18 protein-coding genes and 2 tRNA genes are annotated in these 21,531 nt (G+C 62.6%); 7 read left to right on the top strand and 13 right to left on the bottom strand.

All coding sequences use genetic code 11. The features are described from left to right. The first annotated feature begins 46 nt into the window (after positions 1 to 46). From panB to ACIPG5_RS16580, 6 genes are all read left to right on the top strand, one after another. Positions 47 to 847: a 3-methyl-2-oxobutanoate hydroxymethyltransferase gene (panB, locus tag ACIPG5_RS16605; RefSeq protein WP_176517416.1), complete on the top strand. Its 801-nt coding sequence runs from the start codon at positions 47 to 49 to the stop codon at positions 845 to 847. After that, on the top strand, positions 844 to 1,707 hold the full coding sequence (panC, locus tag ACIPG5_RS16600; protein WP_176517417.1) for a pantoate--beta-alanine ligase: 864 nt from the start codon (positions 844 to 846) through the stop codon (positions 1,705 to 1,707). The genes panB and panC overlap by 4 nt, the downstream gene beginning before the upstream one ends. Before the next feature lie 194 nt (positions 1,708 to 1,901). Continuing rightward, positions 1,902 to 3,566 carry a glucose-6-phosphate isomerase gene (gene pgi / locus ACIPG5_RS16595; RefSeq protein ID WP_176517418.1) on the top strand — a complete coding sequence of 555 codons (1,665 nt, stop codon included), beginning with the start codon at positions 1,902 to 1,904 and terminating at the stop codon, positions 3,564 to 3,566. A 190-nt stretch (positions 3,567 to 3,756) separates the two neighbouring features. Next, a complete protein-coding gene (acs, locus tag ACIPG5_RS16590; protein WP_401376363.1) occupies positions 3,757 to 5,691 on the top strand; it encodes an acetate--CoA ligase in 1,935 nt (644 codons plus the stop codon). 42 nt (positions 5,692 to 5,733) lie between these two features. Continuing rightward, positions 5,734 to 6,603 carry an oxygenase MpaB family protein gene (locus tag ACIPG5_RS16585; protein ID WP_401376360.1) on the top strand — a complete coding sequence of 290 codons (870 nt, stop codon included), beginning with the start codon at positions 5,734 to 5,736 and terminating at the stop codon, positions 6,601 to 6,603. 78 nt (positions 6,604 to 6,681) lie between these two features. Then, a complete protein-coding gene (locus tag ACIPG5_RS16580; RefSeq protein ID WP_176517421.1) occupies positions 6,682 to 9,618 on the top strand; it encodes a DUF748 domain-containing protein in 2,937 nt (978 codons plus the stop codon). 105 nt (positions 9,619 to 9,723) lie between these two features. Here ACIPG5_RS16580 and ACIPG5_RS16575 read toward each other — a convergent pair whose 3' ends face one another. Continuing rightward, the gene (locus ACIPG5_RS16575; RefSeq protein WP_019470460.1) at positions 9,724 to 10,137 is read right to left on the bottom strand and encodes a VOC family protein; all 414 of its coding nucleotides are present in this window, start codon (positions 10,135 to 10,137) and stop codon (positions 9,724 to 9,726) included. A gap of 60 nt (positions 10,138 to 10,197) precedes the next feature. Here ACIPG5_RS16575 and ACIPG5_RS16570 point away from each other — a divergent pair, with 60 nt between their 5' ends. Further along, positions 10,198 to 10,500 (top strand): putative quinol monooxygenase, encoded by a 303-nt coding sequence (locus tag ACIPG5_RS16570; RefSeq protein WP_176517422.1) that lies wholly within the window; start codon positions 10,198 to 10,200, stop codon positions 10,498 to 10,500. A 77-nt stretch (positions 10,501 to 10,577) separates the two neighbouring features. Here the strand turns inward: ACIPG5_RS16570 and ACIPG5_RS16565 are convergent, their stop codons facing one another. The 12 genes from ACIPG5_RS16565 to tpiA all read right to left on the bottom strand — a co-directional run bounded on the left by ACIPG5_RS16565 (position 10,578) and on the right by tpiA (position 21,521). After that, complete coding sequence (locus ACIPG5_RS16565) at positions 10,578 to 10,928, bottom strand: BON domain-containing protein (RefSeq protein ID WP_176517423.1); 351 nt, start codon at positions 10,926 to 10,928, stop codon at positions 10,578 to 10,580. A 263-nt stretch (positions 10,929 to 11,191) separates the two neighbouring features. Continuing rightward, a complete protein-coding gene (gene pnp / locus ACIPG5_RS16560) occupies positions 11,192 to 13,297 on the bottom strand; it encodes a polyribonucleotide nucleotidyltransferase (protein ID WP_401376356.1) in 2,106 nt (701 codons plus the stop codon). Positions 13,298 to 13,546: 249 nt separating this feature from the next. Beyond that, entirely contained in the window at positions 13,547 to 13,816 is a 270-nt protein-coding gene (gene rpsO / locus ACIPG5_RS16555) for a 30S ribosomal protein S15 (protein WP_016489163.1), read from the bottom strand. 149 nt (positions 13,817 to 13,965) lie between these two features. Beyond that, complete coding sequence (truB, locus tag ACIPG5_RS16550; RefSeq protein WP_176517425.1) at positions 13,966 to 14,883, bottom strand: tRNA pseudouridine(55) synthase TruB; 918 nt, start codon at positions 14,881 to 14,883, stop codon at positions 13,966 to 13,968. 3 nt (positions 14,884 to 14,886) lie between these two features. Beyond that, the gene (gene rbfA / locus ACIPG5_RS16545; RefSeq protein ID WP_016391794.1) at positions 14,887 to 15,285 is read right to left on the bottom strand and encodes a 30S ribosome-binding factor RbfA; all 399 of its coding nucleotides are present in this window, start codon (positions 15,283 to 15,285) and stop codon (positions 14,887 to 14,889) included. 115 nt (positions 15,286 to 15,400) lie between these two features. After that, positions 15,401 to 17,929, bottom strand: coding sequence for a translation initiation factor IF-2 (infB, locus tag ACIPG5_RS16540; protein ID WP_176517426.1), 2,529 nt, complete (start codon positions 17,927 to 17,929; stop codon positions 15,401 to 15,403). Positions 17,930 to 17,956: 27 nt separating this feature from the next. Next, on the bottom strand, positions 17,957 to 19,438 hold the full coding sequence (gene nusA / locus ACIPG5_RS16535) for a transcription termination factor NusA (RefSeq protein WP_008098919.1): 1,482 nt from the start codon (positions 19,436 to 19,438) through the stop codon (positions 17,957 to 17,959). A 59-nt stretch (positions 19,439 to 19,497) separates the two neighbouring features. Continuing rightward, positions 19,498 to 19,956 (bottom strand): ribosome maturation factor RimP, encoded by a 459-nt coding sequence (rimP, locus tag ACIPG5_RS16530; protein ID WP_043274067.1) that lies wholly within the window; start codon positions 19,954 to 19,956, stop codon positions 19,498 to 19,500. 130 nt (positions 19,957 to 20,086) lie between these two features. Further along, positions 20,087 to 20,163: transfer RNA gene (locus ACIPG5_RS16525), tRNA-Met, on the bottom strand. A 98-nt stretch (positions 20,164 to 20,261) separates the two neighbouring features. Further along, positions 20,262 to 20,347, bottom strand: a tRNA-Leu gene (locus tag ACIPG5_RS16520). A gap of 21 nt (positions 20,348 to 20,368) precedes the next feature. Continuing rightward, positions 20,369 to 20,761 (bottom strand): preprotein translocase subunit SecG, encoded by a 393-nt coding sequence (gene secG / locus ACIPG5_RS16515; RefSeq protein ID WP_176517427.1) that lies wholly within the window; start codon positions 20,759 to 20,761, stop codon positions 20,369 to 20,371. 4 nt (positions 20,762 to 20,765) lie between these two features. Continuing rightward, the gene (gene tpiA, locus ACIPG5_RS16510) at positions 20,766 to 21,521 is read right to left on the bottom strand and encodes a triose-phosphate isomerase (protein WP_176517428.1); all 756 of its coding nucleotides are present in this window, start codon (positions 21,519 to 21,521) and stop codon (positions 20,766 to 20,768) included. Between the last annotated feature and the right edge of the window lie 10 nt (positions 21,522 to 21,531).

Here is a 21,531-nt window from a genome sequence, read left to right as displayed (position 1 = left end):
TTGTTTGCAGTCGTTTTTCACAGCGCCTGAACGAGGATTTTCCTACATGCCTGAAGTAACCCTGACCACCCTCAACGGCCTCAAGGCCAAGGGTGAAAAGATCACCATGCTGACCTGCTACGACGCGACCTTCGCCAAGGCCGCCAGCCAGGCCGGCGTCGAAGTGTTGCTGGTGGGCGACTCGCTGGGGATGGTCCTGCAGGGCCATGACAGCACACTGCCGGTCACCACCAGCGAAATGGCCTACCACACCGCCTGCGTCAAACGCGGCAACGACGGCGCGCTGATCCTCGCCGACCTGCCGTTCATGGCCCACGCCACGCCCGAGCAGGCGTTCGCCAACTGCGCCACGCTGATGCGTGCCGGCGCCCACATGATCAAGCTCGAAGGCGCCGCCTGGCTCGCCGACACCATTCGCCTGCTGGCCGAACGCGGCGTCCCGGTGTGCGCGCACATGGGCCTGACCCCACAGACGGTCAACGTGCTGGGTGGCTACAAGGTGCAAGGCCGCCAGGAAGCGCAAGCGCGGCAGATGCGTGCCGACGCCATCGCCCTGGAGCAGGCCGGCGCGGCCATGCTGCTGCTCGAATGCGTGCCCAGCGAGCTGGCTGCGGAAATCTCCCAGGCAGTGGGCATCCCGGTGATCGGCATCGGCGCCGGCAGCGCCACCGATGGCCAGGTGCTGGTGCTGCACGACATGCTCGGCCTGTCGCTGAGCGGCCGGGTGCCGAAGTTCGTGAAGAACTTCATGGCCGGCCAGCCCGACATCGAGAGCGCCCTGGCCGCCTACGTCAAGGCGGTGAAAGAGGTCAGCTTCCCAGGCAGCGAACACGGGTTCAGTGCATGAATACAGTCAAGACCGTCCGCGAACTGCGCGCCGCCGTGGCCCGCGCTCGCGGCGAAGGCAAGCGCATTGCCTTCGTGCCGACCATGGGCAACCTGCACAGCGGCCACGCGGCCCTGGTGACCAAGGCCGCCCAGCGCGCCGATTTCGTGGTGGCCAGCATCTTCGTCAACCCGCTGCAGTTCGGCGCCAACGAAGACCTCGACAAGTACCCGCGCACCCTCGCCGCCGACCAGCAGCGCCTGCTCGAAGCCGGCTGCCACTTGCTGTTCGCCCCCACCGTCGATGAGATGTACCCCGACGGCATGGGCGTGCAAACCCGCGTCAGCGTGCCTCACCTCTCCGAAGGCCTGTGCGGCGCCAGCCGCCCGGGGCATTTCGAGGGCGTGGCGACGGTGGTCAGCAAGCTGTTCAACATGGTGCAGCCGGACCTTGCCGTGTTCGGCGAAAAGGACTTCCAGCAGCTGGCTGTGATCCGCGCCATGGTGCGTGACCTGAACATGCCCATCCAGATCATCGGCGAGCCCACCGTGCGCGCCGAAGATGGCCTGGCGCTGTCGTCGCGCAATGGCTACCTCACGCCCGAGCAGCGCGCTGCCGCCCCGGCGCTGTACCGTACCCTGCAGCACATCGGTGCAGCCATCGGCCGTGGCCAGCGTGATTTCGCCGCGCTGGTCGGCGAAGGGCAGGCGCAGCTCGCCGCAGCGGGCATGCGCCCGGATTACCTGGAAGTGCGCCATGCGCTCAGCTTGCGCCCGGCACAGCTGGATGATCGTGACCTGGTGGTGATTGCCGCCGCCTACCTGGGTAACACGCGGTTGATCGACAACCTGTACCTGCACGTGGAAGACAAGACCGCGTAGCCGGCTCTCTATCCAGAGAACAACGCTATACCTGTGGGAGCCGGCTTGCCGGCGATTGGGCGCCAATGGCGCCCCTCGCAAATCCCCTGCTCCCCCATTCCCTGCGCGTGCCCTTTGCCTATAATGATGGCCAGCCTGAACCCGGCAATCACTGCCCTGTCCAAGCACCACCACGCATCAAGGAATTCTGCGCAATGGCGTATTACCGTACACCCCACGATGTTACGGCCCTGCCCGCTTGGCAGGCACTCCAGCAACACCGCGACGCCATGCAAGGCTTCAGCATGCGCGAAGCCTTCGCCGCCGATGCCCAGCGCTTCGAACAGTTCTCCCTGAGCTGCTGCGGCCTGTTCCTCGATTACTCGAAAAACCTGATCAACGAACAAACCCGCGACCTGCTGGTGCAGCTGGCCGAACAAGTCGGCCTGCAGGACGCCATCAAGTCGATGTTCAGCGGCGAGATCATCAACGCCTCCGAAGGCCGCCCGGTCCTGCACACCGCCCTGCGCCGTCCGGTGGGCGACAAGCTCAGCGTCAATGGCGTGAACGTGATGCCGGAAGTGCACAAGGTGCTCAACCAGATCACCGAGCTGGTTGGCCGAATTCATGACGGCCTGTGGCGCGGCTACAGCGAAAAGCCGATCACCGACGTGGTCAACATCGGCATCGGCGGCTCGTTCCTCGGCCCTGAACTGGTGTCCGAAGCCCTGCTGCCCTACGCCCAGCGTGGGGTGCGCTGCCATTATCTGGCCAACATCGACGGCAGCGAGTTTCACGAGCTGTCGGCCAACTTGCGCGCCGAAACCACCCTGTTCATCGTCTCGTCGAAATCGTTCAACACCCTCGAGACCCTGAAGAACGCCATGGCCGCGCGTACCTGGTACCTGGCCCAGGGCGGCTCGGAGGCCGAGCTGTATCGCCACTTCATCGCCGTGTCGAGCAACAAGGCCGCGGCCGTGGCCTTCGGCATCCGCGAAGAGAACATCTTCCCAATGTGGGACTGGGTCGGCGGGCGCTATTCGCTGTGGTCGGCGATCGGCCTGCCGATCGCCCTGGCCATCGGCACCGCCAACTTCAAGGAACTGCTGTCCGGTGCCTACACCATGGACCAGCACTTCCAGACCGCGCCATTCGAGAAGAACATGCCGGTGCTGCTGGCCTTGCTGGGCGTGTGGTACGGCAACTTCTGGGGCGCCCGCAGCCACGCGATCCTGCCTTACGACCACTACCTGCGCAACATCACCAAGCACCTGCAGCAGCTGGACATGGAGTCCAACGGCAAGAGCGTGCTGACCGACGGCACACCGGTGAAGACCGATACCGGCCCGGTGATCTGGGGTGGCGTGGGCTGCAACGGCCAGCATGCCTACCACCAGCTGCTGCACCAGGGCACCCAGCTGATTCCCGCCGACTTCATCGTCCCGGTGGTGAGCTTCAACCCGGTGGCCGACCACCATCAGTGGCTGTACGCCAACTGCCTGTCGCAAAGCCAGGCACTGATGCTCGGCAAGACCCGCGAGGAGGCCGAGGCCGAGCTGCGCCAGAAGGGCCTGAACGAAGCCGATATCGCCAAGCTGGCGCCGCACAAGGTGATCCCGGGCAACCGCCCGAGCAACACCCTGGTGGTCGAGCGCATCAGCCCGCGCCGCCTTGGCGCGCTGGTGGCGATGTATGAGCACAAGGTGTTCGTGCAAAGCGTGATCTGGGGTATCAACGCCTTCGACCAGTGGGGCGTGGAGCTGGGCAAGGAGCTGGGCAAGGGCGTCTACCAGCGCTTGGTGGGCAGCCTGGAAGACAGCGCCGAGGACGGCTCGACCCAGGGCCTGATCAACTTCTTCCGCGGCCGTCATCGCGGCTGACCTTTGCGGCCCTAATCGCCGGCAAGCCGGCTCCCACAGGGTGACCACTGTTCTTGAGTTCAGTGGCGTACCTGTGGGTGCCGGCTTGCCGGCGATTGGCCTGAAAGCTTGAACACCACCCCCAGCTACACTGTCCAATCGAATAGCCGTTGCAGTCCATCGCCCCCAAAAAGAGCAAGGACCACCCGCCATGTTCGATATCCGCGACTATCCCCAGGCCCTGGCTGTCAGCCAGTGCGCCAGCCTCTCCCCCGACGACTACCGCCGCCTCTACCGCCAGTCGGTCGAAGACCCCGACACCTTCTGGGCCGAGCAAGCCAAGCGCCTGGACTGGATCAAGCCCTGGTCGAGCGTGCAGCAATGCGACCTGAAGACCGGCAAGGCGCGCTGGTTCGACGGCGGCCAACTCAATGTCAGCTACAACTGCATCGACCGCCACCTGGCCCGGCGCGGCGAACAGACCGCCCTGCTGTGGGAAGGCGACGACCCCAAGGATGCCAAGGCCATCACCTACCGCGAACTGCACCGCCAGGTCTGCCGCCTGGCCAACGCCCTCAAGGCACGCGGGGTGAAAAAAGGCGATCGGGTGTGCATCTACATGCCGATGATCCCCGAGGCCGCCTACGCCATGCTCGCCTGCACGCGCATCGGCGCCATCCATTCGGTGGTGTTCGGCGGCTTCTCCCCCGATGCCCTGCGCGACCGCATTCTCGATGCCGACTGCCGCACCGTGATCACCGCCGATGAAGGCGTGCGCGGCGGCAAGCGCATCCCGCTCAAGCAAAACGTAGACAAGGCCCTGGCCAGTTGCCCGGCCGTCAGCAGCGTACTGGTGGTGCAACGCACCGGTGGCGAGGTGGCCTGGAGCGAAGGCCGCGACCTCTGGTATCACCAGGCGACCGAAAACGCCGGCGACGACTGCCCCGTGGAACCGATGGCAGCCGAAGACCCGCTGTTCATCCTCTACACCTCCGGCAGCACCGGCAAACCCAAGGGCGTGCTGCACACCACCGGCGGCTACCTGCTGCAGGCGACGATGACCTTCAAGGTGGTGTTCGACTACCGCGACGGCGAAGTGTTCTGGTGCACCGCCGACGTCGGCTGGGTCACCGGCCACAGCTACATCGTCTACGGCCCGCTGGCCAATGGCGCGATCTCGCTGATGTTCGAAGGCGTGCCCAACTACCCCGACACCTCACGCTTCTGGCAGGTGGTCGACAAGCACCAGGTGAACATCTTCTACACCGCCCCCACCGCGCTGCGCGCGCTGATGCGCGAGGGCTCGGCGCCGCTGCAGAGCACTTCGCGCAAGAGCCTGCGCCTGCTTGGCAGCGTCGGCGAGCCGATCAACCCCGAGGCCTGGGAGTGGTATTTCGAAGCGGTCGGGCAAACACGCTGCCCCATCGTCGACACCTGGTGGCAGACCGAAACCGGCGGCATCATGCTCACGCCGCTGCCTGGCACGCTGAAGCTCAAGCCCGGTTGTGCCACCCAGCCCATGTTCGGCGTGCAGCCGGTGCTGCTGGACGACCAGGGCAAGCTGATCGAGGGCCCAGGCGCCGGGCTGCTGGCGATCAAGGCCAGCTGGCCAGGGCAGATCCGCAGCGTCTATGGCGACCACCAGCGCATGGTCGACACCTATTTCAAACCCATGCCCGGCTACTACTTCACCGGCGACGGCGCCCGCCGCGATGCCGATGGCGACTACTGGATCACCGGCCGCATCGACGATGTGATCAACGTCTCCGGCCACCGCATCGGCACCGCCGAAGTGGAAAGCGCGCTGGTGCTGCACGACAGCGTCGCCGAGGCCGCCGTGGTCGGCTACCCGCACGACCTCAAGGGCCAAGGCGTGTACGCCTTCGTCACGACCATGAATGGCATCACCCCGGACGACGCCCTCAAGGCCGAGCTCCTGGCCCTGGTGAGCAAGGAAATCGGCAGCTTCGCCAAACCCGAGCTGATCCAGTGGGCGCCGGCGTTGCCCAAGACCCGCTCGGGCAAGATCATGCGGCGTATACTGCGCAAGATCGCCTGCAACGAGCTGGACAACCTGGGCGATACGTCGACCCTGGCCGACCCGAGCGTGGTCCAGGGGCTGATCGACACACGGCTCAATCAATAGCTGGCGGCCAGCGTCCATGGCCGCCCTGAACCACAGGTCGCCATGGAAGCCCTACGTCGCCGCATCGAAACCCAGGTCATGAGCCTTACCGGGCTGGCCCTCGGCCAGCTCGACCTGGAATCGCCCAAGGGCGACCCCGGCCTGTTCGGCCCGCAGAGCATCAGCTGGCAGGTGCATGGCGACTTTCCGAGCATGCTGGTCGGCGGCATCAGCGCCTTGCTCCTGCAGTTGCTGCACCCGCTGGCACTGGCCGGGGTATGGGACCACTCCAACTTTCGCGAAGACTTGCTGGGCCGCCTGCGGCGCACCAGCCAGTTCATCTCCGGCACCACCTTCGGTTCGACCCGCGATGCCCAGTGGCTGATCGACAAGGTGCGCACCATCCACCTGCAGGTCACAGGCATTGCGCCCGATGGCCGCGCCTATGCCGCCAGCGACCCCGACTTGCTGACCTGGGTGCACGTGGCCGAAGTCAGCAGCTTCCTCGCCGCCCACCTGCGCTACCGCAACCCGCAGCTCTCGCGCGCCGACCAGGACGCCTACTATGCTGAAATCGCGCTGGTCGCCGAGCGCCTGGGCGCGCGCGATGTACCGCGCTCGTGCCAGCAGGTCGAGGATTACCTGCGGCAGATGCGCACACAGATGCAGTGCGATGCGCGCAGCCTGGAGGTGGTCGAGATCCTGCTCAAGGCCCCCGCCCCCAGCCGCCTGGCGCAACCTGTGGGCAAGCTGATGCTGCACGCCGGCATCGACCTGCTGCCGGACTGGGCCCAGGCCCTGCTGGGCCTGGAGCATGGCCCGCTGCAGCGGCGGCTGATTCGCCTGGGCCTGAAACGCACCGCCCCCGTGCTGCGCTGGGCGATGCGCGATGGCTCGGCGCATCGCGCCAGGCGGCGCATGGGTATCGAGTGACGGGAAGTGCTCGCCCCTGCGGAACCGATTTAACCTGCCATACTCCAAGCACTCTTGCTTAGACAGACGATGCGACACATGTACAAAGGATTGACTCGCGCCCTGGGCGCCGTGCTAGCCCTCGTGGCCCTCTACAGCCTGCTTGGCTTTCTGATTCTCCCTGGCGTTGGCCTGCGCATCGCCAACCAGCAGCTGGCGCATTACGCCACTGTGCCGGCGCAACTCAAACGTATCGAATTCAACCCGTTCAGCCTCGAGCTGACCTTGTGGGGCCTGCAGATCGGCGAGCCCGGCAAGGAACAGGTCGGCTTCGAGCGGCTGTACGCCAACCTGGCGCTGGACAGCGCCTGGAAAGGCGCCCTGCACCTGCAGGCGGTGGAACTCGACAAGCCGCGCAACGAGGTGGTGTTCGCCAAGGACGGTACGCTCAACCTGACCCAGCTGTTCAAGCTGCCCGCCAGCGAGCCGCAGCCCGAACAGCCCCCCAGCGACCCCTTCCCGCTGCGTATCGGCAGCATCAAGCTCAGCGGCGGCTACCTGCACTTCGCCGACCAGCGCCCGAGCGAGCCGATCGAATTCATCTACGACGACATGAACCTGGAGCTGAAGAACCTCAGCACCCTGCCTGACGACAACGCCGACATGACCCTGGTGGCACGCGGGCCCAATGGCGGGCGCGTGGACTGGAGCGGCACCCTGAGCCTGTCGCCGATTGCCTCCGAAGGCACCTTGAAGGTCACCGATGGCAAGATGAAGCTGTTCTGGCCCTATGTGCGCGACGCCGTGCCGTTGGTGCTGGAAGACGGGGTGTTCAGCCTCGACACCCACTACAAGCTCAACTTGTCCAAGACCACCGAGGTGCTGCTCGACAAGACCTCGCTGCGCATCGCTCCATTCGCCATCAAGGCCCCGGATGATCGCCCTCTGGCGCGCCTGGCCAGCCTTGAGGTGAGCGACACGTCCATCGACCTGGCCAAGCAGCTGGTCACCGTGGGCAAGGTGCGCAGCGAAAAACTGGAAACCTGGGCGGCGCTTGAAAAAGACGGCCAGCTCGATTGGCAGAAGCTGTTCGCCAGCCAACCTGCCAAGGCGACCCCCAAGGAAAAAGCCGAACCCGCCGCGGCCGAGCCTACCGCCGAGGAAAAGGCCGCCAAGGAGCCGAGCAAACCTTGGCAGGTGCTGCTGCAGGATGTGCAACTGCGCAACTACCAAGTGCACCTGGCCGACCGCAGCCAGAAGGAGCCGGTGGCACTGGATGTCGGCCCGCTGAACCTCGACCTGCAGGGCTTCGACAGCCTCAACCAGTCGCCCTTCACCCTCAAGCTCGACACCGGCATCGGCAAGCAGGGCAAGCTGCAGGCCGCAGGCCAGGTGAACCTGGCGCCGGTAACCGCCAAGCTCGATGTCAGCACCCGCGACATCGACCTGCGTATCGCCCAGGCCTACCTCAGCCCGTACATCCGCCTGGAGCTGCGCAGCGGCATGCTCGCCAGCGACCTCAAGGTCGACCTCAAGAGCACCGAGCCATTGGCCTTCAGCGTGGCCGGCAAGGCCCAGGTCAACCAACTGCATACCCTGGACACCATCAAGGACCGCGACTTCGTCAAATGGCAGCAGGTGAACGTGGACGGCCTGTCCTACGTCCACGGTGATGCCCTGTCGATCGACAAAGTGACGCTGCTGCAGCCCTATGCGCGCTTCATCATCAACGAAGACCGCACCACCAACGTCTCCGACATGCTCATTGAACAGCCGGCGGGCGGAGCCAGTTCCGGCCCGGCCAGCAAGCCCAGCGCGCCTGCCAGCAAGCCATTGGGCATCCGCATCGGGCAGATCGACATCAACGATGGCTCGGCCAACTTCGCCGACCTCACCCTGACCCCGAACTTCGCCACTGCCGTGCAGCAACTCAATGGCCAGATCGGCACCATCGACAACCGCAAGCCGGCGCCGGCCAAGGTCGACATCAAGGGCAAGGTCGATCGTTACGCACCGGTCACCATCAAGGGCGCGCTGAACCCGTTCAACCCGCTGGCCAGCCTGGACATCGCCACCAGCTTCAAGCGCGTCGAACTGACCACGCTGACCCCCTACTCCGGCAAGTTCGCCGGCTACCGTATCCGCAAGGGCCGCCTGAACCTGGACCTGCACTACCTGATCACCAACGGCCAGCTCAAGGCCGAGAACAAGGTGGTGGTGGAGCAGCTGCAATTGGGCGAGAAAGTCGACAGCCCGGACGCGGTGGATTTGCCCATTCGCCTGGCCGTTGCCCTGCTCAAGGACACCGAAGGCAAGATCTCGATCGAGCTGCCGGTCACCGGCGACCTCAACAACCCGCAGTTCAGCGTCATGCCGATCGTCTGGCAGACCCTGCGCAACCTGGTGCTGCGCGCGGCCCAGGCGCCGTTCAAGTTCATCGGTGGGTTGATTGCCGGCGGTGGCGACGACGACCTCGGCAGTGTCGCCTTCGCCCCCGGCTCCAGCGAGCTCAGCGGCGATGCGCAATCGGCCCTGGACAAGCTGGCCTCGGCCCTCAAGGCGCGCCCTGAGCTGCGCCTGGAGATCGAGGGCACCAGCGCCCAGAGCAGCGACGGCCCGCTGATTGCCCAGCAGCGCCTGGAGCGCGAGTACCAGGCCACCTGGTACAAGATCCTGCAACGGCGTGGCGACAAGGTACCGGCCAATGCCTCGCAGCTGGTGGTCGACGACAGCGACAAGCCGGCGATGCTCGAAGGCATCTACCGCACCCGCCTGAAGCAGCAGCCGCCCGCCGAATGGCAGCAGCTGGGGCGTGACGAGCGCACCGCCAAGCTGCGCGAGGCGGTGATCAAGTCGTGGGCCGAGAGCGCTGCCCTGCTGCGTAACCTGGGCCAGGAGCGGGCCAGCAGCATCAAGGATTACCTGGTCGACAAGGGCAAGCTCGAAGATGACCGGGTGTACTTCATCGACACCAGCCTGGGGCAGGCTGAGAAAGATGGCCGGGTGATTACCCCGATGCATCTGGATGCCGAATGATTCCCATCGCCTGTTCAGGCCCTATCGCCGGCAAGCCGGCTCCCACAGGTACAGTGTGGGAGCCGGCTTGCCGGCGATAGGGCCACCGGCTTCGACGCAGCAGCTTCAGACCAGCCGCTGCCCCGACACCGCCGGATGATAAAGCGGCTGCACCTTGTTCCCGGCCGGGTCCAGCAAGTGGAAGCTGCGTGCCCCGTCACCATGGTTGAACGGCCGGTCGAGCAAGGTCACCCCACGCGCCTTGAAGTACTGGTACCACGCCTCCAGCTCCTCGACGCTGTCGACGATGAACCCGTAATGGTCCAGGGTCTGCAGCCCATTGGCCGCCCCTGCGCCACGCCCCAGCGAGAGGTTGTCGTTGCCACAGGTGAGGTACACCAGGTCCTCGTTGGCGCGGTTGAGCACCTCCATGCCCAGCACATCGACATAGAAGCGCTCGCACTCTTCCAGATTGGGTACCAGCAGGGCGATATGACGCAGGCCGTTCAGGCGACCCGGGCGGGCAGGTAATTCAGACATTGGCGCGGCTCCATTTTTGTATACAATTCATATCTGAATTTAAAACAAAAGGAGCGTCTTGTGTACAGCCTGTTCATCAAGACTCGCGTGAAACCCGGTTGCGCCGAAGCCTTTCTCACTGCCATCAACGTCAATGCCGCTGCTTCGGTAGCCACCGAGCCAGGCTGCCTGGTGTTCGATGTGTCCCAGGACCGGGCCGACCCCGAGGTGATCTACCTGTACGAGATCTACCAGGACGACGACGCCTATGAAGCCCACACCCGTACCGCGCACTTTCGCGACAGCCGCCCACTGGTCGAGCCGCTGATTCTCGAACAGGAATATTTCGAAAGCGATGTGATCGCCCGCAACCCGGTGAACTGAGCGGCAATGAAAAGCCCCGACCGAGGCCGGGGCTTTAGGTGAAAGTGGCCAAATCCTTTTGGCCGACGAGACATTCCTTATTCGGCTTTCAGGCCGTCAGCCGAAACGGCCTTCACGCCTTTGATCTTCTTGGTGATGTCGACTGCCATTTTTTTCTGCGATTCGGTCACGGCAGTGGTGGACGAGAGCGAAACCACACCTTTGTTGGTCTCGACCTTGATGTCAGAGCCCGGGATGCCTTTTTCAGTCATCAGGTCCGATTTGACCTTGGTGGTGATCCAGGTATCGGAGGTCGCTTCCTTGGCTTTGGTCATTTCACCGGCCGCCAGCGTCATTGGGGCCTGCGTGGACTGCTGGGCAAACGCCGCGTTAGCCATGGTCAGGGTCAGAGCGGTAGCAGTAGCGGCAGCAATGGCGAACTTCTTCATGTGGGTCACTCCTGTTTTTTTCAAAGGTCTGCGCCGTGTGTCCTGGCGGCAGGTAACAAGGTAGTTGCATGCGCTGTGCCAGCTTTCCCGCTTCGCTTGTTTCCTTTTAAATCAATAACTTACGATAGAATCCCGGTCCATCGAATCGTGCAATTTGCAATCTGCAGGGTAAAACTGCATGCAAGATGCAAGTGCGCAAAAGGTTCCCGCAAGCCAATAAAAAAAGGGCCCCGAAGGGCCCTTTTTCACAGCGTGTCAGTCACTCAGACGCCGGAAGCCTTGGCTGCGGCAACGTCCTTGATCGACAGCTTGATACGGCCGCGGTTGTCCACGTCCAGTACCAGTACTTCCACTTCCTGACCTTCTTTCAGAATGTCGGTCACTTTCTCTACGCGAGCATCGCTGAGCATCGAGATGTGAACCAGGCCATCCTTGCCAGGCAGGATGTTGACGAAGGCGCCGAAGTCGACGATACGCTCGACCTTGCCCACGTAGATCTTGCCGATCTCGGCCTCGGCAGTGATGCCCAGGACGCGCTGGCGAGCTGCCTCGGCCGCTTCCTTGGTTTCGCCGAAGATCTTGATCGAGCCATCGTCTTCGATGTCGATCGAAGCCTTGGTCTCTTCGCAGATCGCGCGGATGGTGGCGCCGCCTTTACCGATGACGTCACGGATCTTGTCGGTGTCGATCTTCATCGCGATCATGGTCGGTGCGTTGGCCGACAGCTCGGTACGCGACTGGGCGATGATCTGGTTCATCTGGCCGAGGATGTTCAGGCGCGCTTCCAGGGCCTGGCCCAGGGCGATTTCCATGATCTCTTCGGTGATGCCGTTGATCTTGATGTCCATCTGCAGCGCGGTGACGCCTTTGGCGGTACCGGCTACCTTGAAGTCCATGTCGCCCAGGTGGTCTTCGTCACCCAGGATGTCGGTCAGGATTGCGAACTTCTCGCCTTCCTTGACCAGGCCCATGGCGATACCGGCAACCGGTGCCTTCATCGGCACACCGGCGTCCATCAGGGCCAGGGAAGCACCGCAGACCGAAGCCATGGAGCTGGAGCCGTTGGATTCGGTGATTTCCGACACCACGCGGATGGTGTACGGGAACACGTCGGCGGCCGGCAGCATGGCCTGGACCGAACGGCGGGCCAGACGGCCGTGGCCGATTTCACGACGGCCAGCACCACCCATGCGGCCACACTCGCCTACCGAGAACGGTGGGAAGTTGTAGTGCAGCATGAACGGGTCTTTCTTCTCGCCTTCGAGGGTGTCCAGCAGCTGGGCGTCACGGGCAGTACCCAGGGTCGCGACGACCAGGGCCTGGGTTTCGCCACGGGTGAACAGGGCCGAGCCGTGGGTCTTGGGCAGCACGCCGACTTCGATGGCCAGCGGGCGCACGGTCTTGGTGTCACGGCCATCGATACGCGGCTTGCCGTTGACGATGTTCTCGCGAACGGTGCGGTATTCGATCTCGCCGAAGATGTCTTTGACTTCCGAAGCCGAAGGCTGGCCTTCTTCACCGGAGAACTTGGCGATGGCCTGATCGCGCAGCTCGCCCAGGCGCGCATAACGGTCGGCCTTGACGGTGATGGTGTAGCCCTGCGAAACGCCCTCGCCGAACTCGGCGCGGATGGCGTTGAGCAGTTCGGTGTTGGCAACGGCCGGCTTCCAGTCCCAGGTCGGCTTGCCCGCTTCGGCAGCCAGTTCCTTGACAGCCTGGATGACCGACTGGAATTCGTCGTGGGCGAACAGTACGGCGCCCAGCATCTGGTCTTCGGTCAGCTCTTGGGCTTCCGATTCAACCATCAGTACAGCGGATTCGGTACCGGCCACGACCATGTCCAGGCTCGAAGCCTGCAGCTGCTCGTAGGTCGGGTTCAGCAGGTAGCCGGTGCTCTCGTGGAAGGCAACACGGGCGGCGCCGATCGGGCCTTCGAACGGAATGCCGGAGATGGCCAGGGCAGCCGAGGTACCGATCATCGCAGCGATGTCCGGATCGGTCTTCTTGCTGGTGGAAACCACGGTGCAGACGACCTGGACTTCGTTCATGAAGCCTTCAGGGAACAGCGGGCGGATCGGACGGTCGATCAGGCGCGAGGTCAGGGTCTCTTTCTCGGAAGGACGGCCTTCACGCTTGAAGAAGCCACCAGGGATCTTGCCAGCGGCATAGGTCTTTTCCTGGTAGTGGACCGACAGCGGGAAGAAGCCCTTGCCCGGGTCAGCCTGCTTGGCGCCGACCACGGTCACCAGCACGGTAACGTCGTTGTCGACGGTCACCAGCACGGCGCCGGTCGCCTGACGGGCGATGCGGCCCGTTTCGAGAGTAACGGTCGATTGACCGAACTGGAATTTCTTGATTACCGGGTTCACGGTTTCCTACCTTTTTCAGTGGCTCTGGGGGAACTGGTTTCTTGCGAATTCTTGGGCAGAACGGGGAATCGGCCCCATTGACCGTCCAGATACAACACGAGGCTGGGAGCCTGGCGCCGAGCGGAAATTCCGCTCAGCATTGCCAGGCTGCCAACCTCGAAGATACGCGTGACGTGTCCAACGAAAACGCTGCCAAGCAGCGTTCTCGAAGCATGCGACACGCCATGCACACCACTGACCAGGCCGCTATTAGCGACGCAGGCCCAGGCGACCGATCAGGGCGCTGTAACGAGTGGTGTCTTTGCCCTTCAGGTAATCCAGCAGCTTACGACGCTGGTTGACCATGCGGATCAGGCCACGACGGGAGTGGTGGTCTTTGCCGTTGGCCTTGAAGTGGCCTTGCAGCTTGTTGATGTTCGCGGTCAGCAGAGCAACCTGAACTTCCGGGCTACCAGTGTCGCCAGCGGCTTGCTGGTAGTCGGTAACGATTTGAGCTTTTTCTTCAACGCTGAGGGCCATGAGGCAACTCCTGATTAAACGGATCCCGTCACCGGGGTCCAATAGGCCAGGGACAAATCCCTGTATTAATAAGAAAGGTGTGACCGTGCCTACTGACAGCCACCCTTGTATCCGCAGGCTTGAGCCGAAGCCTTGACCTGCGGTTTCGGTCATTCCGACCGAATCAGTCGACGCGGCGCAATGCGCCCGTCTTCGCTCACTTCACCGATACCGATGAAGCGACCGTTGTGATCCTGTACCCGGACCATGCCGAACTGCGGCGCTTCCGGGGCTCGTACTGCCTGGCCATGCAGCCAGTAGAACGCACTGTGTTCGGACAGGCAGACCAGCGGCCAGTCCAGCAGCCCGCTGTCAGAAGGCATCAGGAAGCGATCGAGCGCTTCGTTACCGCCTTCGGCGTGGGCCTGCTCGAGTTCTTCGAGGGTGACCGTCTGTGCCAGCGCGAAGGGCCCGGCATGGGTCCTGCGCAGCTCGGCGACATAGGCGCCGCAGCCCAGGGCCTCACCGATATCCTCCACCAGGGTGCGAATATAGGTGCCTTTGCTGCAACCAACCGACAGCCGTGCACGGGTGCCTTCGCACTCGAGCAATTCCAAGCGGCCAATAGTAACAGAACGCGCCTCGCGCTCCACTACCTCTCCTGCACGTGCCAGTTTGTACAGCGGCTGGCCATCGCGCTTGAGCGCCGAGTACATCGGCGGTACTTGAAGGATCTCACCGCGAAAACGCGGGATGACCGCTTCCAGATCGGCGCGACCAACGGTCACTTCGCGGGTCTGCAGGACTTCGCCTTCAGCGTCCGCGGTGCTGGTAGTCTGCCCCAGCTGCATGACCGTTTCGTAGCCCTTGTCGGAATCGAGCAGGTACTGGGAAAACTTGGTCGCTTCACCGAAGCACAGCGGCAGCACGCCGGTGGCCAACGGGTCGAGGCTGCCGGTGTGCCCGGCCTTCTCGGCATTGAGCAACCAGCGGACTTTCTGCAACGCGGCGTTGGAGGTGAACCCCAGCGGCTTGTCGAGCAGGATGATGCCGCTGACGTTGCGGCGGATACGTTTGACCTGGGCCACCGCTTACTCCTTGGTGTCCAGCTCGTCGGCATCCTTGTGCAGGCGGTCTTCGGCCACCGCACGCTCGATCAGTGCCGACAGGTGTACACCACGGCTGACACTTTCATCGAAGTGGAAATGCAATTGCGGCACGCTGCGCAGCTGCATCGAGCGGCCCAGGTGCAGGCGCAGGAAGCTGGCGGCGCTGTTCAGTGCCTTGAGCGACTGCTGCACGGCGTCAGGGGTTTCTTCGCCCATGACGGTGATGAAGACCTTGGCATGGCCCAGGTCGCGGCTGACGTCCACGGCGGTGATGGTCACCAGACCGACGCGTGGGTCTTTGACTTCACGGCGGATCAGTTCTGCCAGCTCGCGCTGCATCTGATCACCGATACGTTGGGTACGGCTGTATTCTTTGGCCATTCTTGCTACCTGTAACTTAAAGCGGCAAACGCCCGGTCAAGCTTGAGCCTGACCGGGCGCTACCTTCCGAGGCGCTGCCACCGCCCTGCGGCGGGGGCTGGCGCCATGCCCGCCCTTAAAGGGTACGAGCAACCTGGACTTTCTCGAAGACTTCGATCTTGTCGCCGACCTTGACGTCGTTGTAGCTCTTGACGCCAATACCGCACTCCATGCCCGAACGCACTTCCGAGGCGTCGTCCTTGAAGCGACGCAGCGATTCCAGCTCGCCTTCGAAGATCACCACGTCGTCGCGCAGTACGCGGATCGGACGGTTGCGGTACACGGTACCCTCGATGACCATACAGCCAGCGATGGCGCCGAACTTCGGCGAACGGAACACGTCACGCACTTCGGCGACACCCAGGATGTTCTCGCGAACATCGCTGCCGAGCATGCCGGTCAGGGCTTTCTTGACGTCTTCGATGATGTCGTAGATCACGTTGTAGTAACGCATATCCAGACCTTCCTGCTCGACGATCTTGCGCGCACCGGCATCGGCACGCACGTTGAAGCCGAACAGCACCGCGTTGGACGCCAGCGCCAGGTTGGCGTCGCTTTCGGTGATACCACCGACGCCGCCACCGATCACGCGAACCTGAACTTCGTCGTTGCCCAAACCGCCCAGCGAACCCTGCAGTGCTTCCAGGGAACCGCGCACGTCGGTCTTGAGGACGATGTTGAGGGTCTTCTTCTCTTCCTGACCCATGGTCTCGAAGATGTTTTCCAGCTTGCCGGCGTGAGCACGGGCCAGCTTGACCTCGCGGTACTTGCCTTGACGGAACAGGGCAACTTCGCGGGCTTTCTTCTCGTCGGCAACCACCGACAGCTCGTCACCGGCTTCCGGCGTGCCGTCCAGGCCGAGGATCTCGACCGGGATCGACGGGCCAGCTTCCTTCACAGGCTTGCCGTTCTCGTCGAGCATGGCACGCACGCGGCCATAGTTGGAGCCGCACAGGACCATGTCGCCCTGACGCAGGGTACCGTCCTGAACCAGGATGGTGGCCACTGGGCCACGGCCCTTGTCCAGGCGCGATTCGACGACCACACCACGACCTGGAGCGGTCGGCGTGGCGGTCAGCTCGAGGATCTCGGCCTGCAGCAGAACGGCTTCGAGCAGTTCGTCGACACCGGTACCCATCTTCGCCGAAACCTTGACGAACGGCGTGTCACCACCCCAGTCCTCGGAGGTCACGCCTTCGACGGCCAGCTCGTTGCGGATGCGATCGAGGTCGGCACCCGGCTTGTCGATCTTGTTCACCGCGACCACCAGCGGAACGCCAGCTGCCTTGGCATGCTGAACGGCTTCGCGGGTTTGCGGCATCACGCCGTCGTCCGCCGCCACCACCAGGATGACGATGTCGGTCGCCTTGGCACCACGTGCACGCATCTGGGTGAAAGCTGCGTGGCCCGGGGTGTCGAGGAAGGTGACCATGCCGCGGTCGGTTTCCACGTGGTAGGCACCGATGTGCTGGGTGATACCACCGGCTTCGCCAGCGGCAACCTTGGCACGACGGATGTAGTCGAGCAGCGAGGTCTTGCCATGGTCAACGTGACCCATGACAGTTACCACCGGCGCGCGCGACTCGGTCTGGCCTTCGAACTTCAGCGATTCTGCCAGGGAGTCTTCCAGGGCGGTGTCGCTGACCAGGGTAACCTTGTGGCCCAGCTCTTCTGCGATCAGCTGAGCGGTTTCCTGGTCGAGCACCTGGTTGATGGTGACCGGGGTGCCCATCTTGAACATGAACTTGACCACTTCAGCGCCCTTGACGGACATCTGGTTGGCCAGTTCCGAGACGGTGATGGTCTCGCCGATGGTCACGTCACGGATGACGGGGCCGGTCGGGTTCTGGAAGCCATGCTGGTTGCGCTTCTTCAGCTTGCCCTTGCCACCACGACCACGACGAGCGCCATCGCTCTCTTCGTCGGTAGTGCGCGGCGCGGCACGTGGAGTCGGCGCTTTTTCCTTCTCCTTGACCTTGACCTTGATCGACACACGCGGCGCCTCGCCACGACGACGGTCGTCATCGCGAGTGCGGCTTTCGTTGCGACGGGTCTCGTCCTTCTTGCGCTCGGCAGCACGGGCAGCGGCGTCTTCCGACGCCGGGGCCTCGGCAACTACCGGTGCCGGAGCGGCAGCAGGTGCCGGCTCGGCCTTGGCAGCTGGCGCTTGAGCAGCCGCAGGGGCCTCGGCCGCCTGACGACGGGCCTGCTCTTCGTTGCGCTGGCGAACGTCGGCTTCGACCTTCTCGCGCGCAGCGTTTTCGGCCGCGCGGCGCTCTTCCTGCTCACGCTTCTGCTCAGCCTGGATTTCTTCAGGGCTGCGCTGAACGAATACTTTCTTCTTGCGTACTTCTACGCTGATGCTTTTGCTACCGGCGACACGCAGGGTGCTGGTGGTCTTGCGCTGCAAGGTAATCTTGCGCGGCTCTTCCGCCTTGCTCTTGTGGCTGCTCTTCAAATGGGTCAGCAGAGTCTGCTTCTCATTGTCGGTCACTACCTGACCGGCGTCGGTGTGCGGCAGACCTGCCTCACGCATCTGCTGCAGCAGGCGCTCTACCGGTGCCTCGACCTCTTGGGCCAGTTCTTTCACCGTGACTTGCGTCATGCACTTCTCTCCTCAGGCCGCGCCTAATTACTCGAACCAGTGGGCTCGGGCGGCCATGATCAACTTGCCGGCACGCTCTTCGTCGATGCCGTCGATGTCGAGCAGGTCGTCAATCGACTGCTCGGCCAGGTCTTCGCGGTTAACCACGCCGCGCACCGCCAGTTCCGCCGCCAGGTCCTTGTCCATGCCCTCGAGGGAGAGCAGGTCTTCGGCCGGATGGGCGTCTGCCAGTTTTTCTTCGGTAGCGATGGCCTTGGTCAACAAACGGTCCTTGGCTCGAGCGCGGAGCTCATTGACGATGTCCTCGTCAAAGCCATCGATGTTGAGCATTTCTTCCAACGGTACGTAGGCAATTTCTTCAAGGCTGGTAAAGCCTTCGTCGACCAGCACTTGGGCCAGCTCCTCGTCGACTTCCAGTTCCTCGATGAAATTGCGCAGGATGTCACCGGTTTCGGCCTGCTGCTTGGCCTGGATGTCCTTCTCGGTCATCACGTTCAGGGTCCAGCCGGTCAACTGACTGGCCAGGCGAACGTTCTGACCGCCACGGCCAATGGCCTGGGCCAGGTTGTCCTCGGCAACGGCGATGTCCATGGCATGGGCATCTTCATCAACGATGATCGCCGCGACTTCGGCCGGCGACATGGCGTTGATGACAAATTGCGCCGGGTTCTCGTCCCACAGGACGATATCCACACGCTCACCACCCAGCTCGCCGGATACGGCCTGGACGCGCGAACCGCGCATGCCGATACAGGCACCTTGCGGGTCGATGCGCTTGTCCTTGGAGCGGACGGCGATCTTGGCACGCGATCCCGGATCACGGGATGCAGCCATGACTTCGATGAGGCCTTCGGCGATTTCCGGCACTTCGATGCGGAACAGCTCGATCAGCATCTGCGGCGCGGTGCGCGACAGGATCAGCTGAGGGCCGCGGTTCTCGGTGCGGATTTCCTTGAGCAGCGCGCGCAGGCGCACGCCAACCCGGAAGGTCTCACGTGGAATGATGTCTTCGCGAGCCAGCAGCGCCTCGGCGTTGTTGCCCAGGTCGACGATGACGTTGTCGCGGGTGACCTTCTTGACGGTGCCCGAGATGATCTCGTTGACACGCTCGCGGTAGGCGTCGACCACCTGGGCGCGCTCGGCCTCGCGGACCTTCTGCACGATCACCTGCTTGGCGGTCTGGGCGGCGATACGACCGAATTCGATGGACTCGATCTTCTCTTCGATCACGTCACCCACCTTGGCTTCAGGGTGAGTCTCGTGGATCTTCGCCAGCCAGGTCTCGATGGCCGGATCGTCCAGATCGGCTTCGTCGACGACAGTCCAGCGACGGAAGGTTTCGTAGCTACCGGTGTGGCGGTTGATTTCCACACGCAGGTCGACTTCGTCCTCAAAACGTTTTTTGGTTGCAGTGGCCAGAGCCACTTCCAGCGCTTCGAAAATGACGCCGGGTGGTACACCTTTTTCGTTGGATACCGATTCAACAACCAGCAGTACTTCTTTGCTCATCGTACGCCTCGCCTTGCGCAAGCCATTGGGCCCGGAAAGTCCGCCGGGCCCGGCACGTCTCAGTCAAAACTGGGAATAATATTGGCCTTGTCGATCGAGTCGATCGGCAACAGGAATTCGTGATTGTCCACCTGGACCACAACGTCCTGTTCCTCCACACCGCGGAGGAGGCCCTGGAAGTTACGACGACCTTCGAAGGGCGTACGCAGCTTGATCTTCACTTGTTCGCCGGCATGCGAGGCAAACTGTTCCAGAGTGAACAGCGGGCGATCCATGCCTGGTGAGGACACCTCAAGGGTATATTCACTGCTGATCGGATCTTCAACATCGAGGATGGCACTGGCCTGACGGCTGACCGCTTCGCAGTCGTCCACCAGGATGCCGCCTTCCTTGTCAATGTAGATGCGCAATACCGAATGCTTACCCTGGGATACGAATTCGATCCCCCAGCACTGATAGCCCAGACCCTCGACCACCGGGGCCAACAAGGCCTGCAACTGTTCTAGCTTGCTCGACACCTGAACCCCCTCGTGCATGCTGTGCAAATAAAAAATGGGCGAAGCGCCCATCCCTGAAAGCGCCGTTGGACAACGGCGCCGAAAACTGTTCGGCTAGCAAAAAGCCCCTGAAAAGGGGCTCCGCTGAAGCTGGTTGCGGGGGCTGGATTTGAACCAACGACCTTCGGGTTATGAGCCCGACGAGCTACCAAGCTGCTCCACCCCGCGACAAAGCTGGGGCGAAAGTATAAGACCGAACCCGTTGCTGGGTCAATCCAACCTCCACCTACGAGAAAGCCCGCTAAAGCGGGCTCTCAAGCTTTAATTGGTACCGAGAAGGGGACTCGAACCCCTACACCCTATGGGCACAACCACCTCAAGGTTGCGTGTCTACCAATTCCACCACCTCGGCAATACTACTTCTTGAAACCCGTTACTTCTGCTCTTCGGTTGGAGGAGGTACATCACCAGTGTTGGTGGTTTCGCTCTTCTGCTCCTGGAGCACCGGTACATCATCATTTACTGCCGGCTTTGGCTGTTTCACTTCCAAGACCGCTGGATCTGGGAGACCCGCCTGGCTCAGCTGGTGAGCTTGTTGCTTGGCGAAGTATCCTAACCCAAGTGCTGTCAAAAAGAAAGTGGCAGCAAGTATAGCAGTTAATTTACTCAGGAAGGTAGCAGAACCTTGGCTTCCGAACACAGTATTTGAAGCACCTGCGCCGAAAGATGCACCTGCTTCCGCACCTTTACCCTGTTGCAACAGAACCAGCACTACAAGCGACAGCGCTGCCAACAGATGAAAAACAACGATGACTGTTTCCAGCATTTGTTCAGTTTCCTGCGGCGCGACAAATTGCACCGAATTCGTCTGCGTTCAGGGACGCTCCACCAATGAGCCCCCCATCGATATCCGGCATGCCGAACAGTTCGGCCGCATTGGCCGCCTTCACGCTGCCGCCGTAAAGAAGCTGCACGTTCGCGGCAACTTCGGCGTCCTCGGCCGCCAACTGCGCCCGGATGGCTGCGTGCACATCCTGAGCTTGCTGAGGCGAGGCTGTCAAACCTGTGCCAATGGCCCAAACAGGCTCATAGGCAATTACTGCATTGGCAAAAGCCTTAACACCGAAAGCATCGATGATACTGCTTAGTTGACGCCCGACAACTTCGAGCGTCTTGCCTGCTTCGCGCTCTTCAAGGGTCTCCCCTACGCAGAGCACCGGCATTAAACCACTAAGTTGAGCCGCTGCAAACTTGCGATTGAGCACTTCTTCATTTTCACCAAGGATCTGGCGGCGTTCGGAGTGGCCAATCAACACCAACTTGCAACCTGCTTCAACCAACTGACTCGGTGCAATTTCACCTGTCAGCGCGCCCTGTTCGGGCTGTATTGCAGAATTCTGTGCACCTACGGCAATCGCCTTACCCTGCAAACCATCAATCACCTGATTGATGAACAAAGCCGGCGGAAAAACCGCAACTTCGACACCGTTCGGCACGGGCATATTGCCCAAACCCTGGATCAGCTCAGCGACGCTGGCGCGGGTACCGTGCATCTTCCAGTTACCAGCTACCATGGGGCGACGCATGCTTTACCTC

Origin of the sequence: Pseudomonas sp. NPDC087029 (genome assembly GCF_044745345.1) — a bacterium.
GTDB lineage: Bacteria > Pseudomonadota > Gammaproteobacteria > Pseudomonadales > Pseudomonadaceae > Aquipseudomonas > Aquipseudomonas faucium.
Note: the sequence above shows the minus strand (reverse complement) of the source record. Positions and strands in the feature narration are given on the sequence as shown.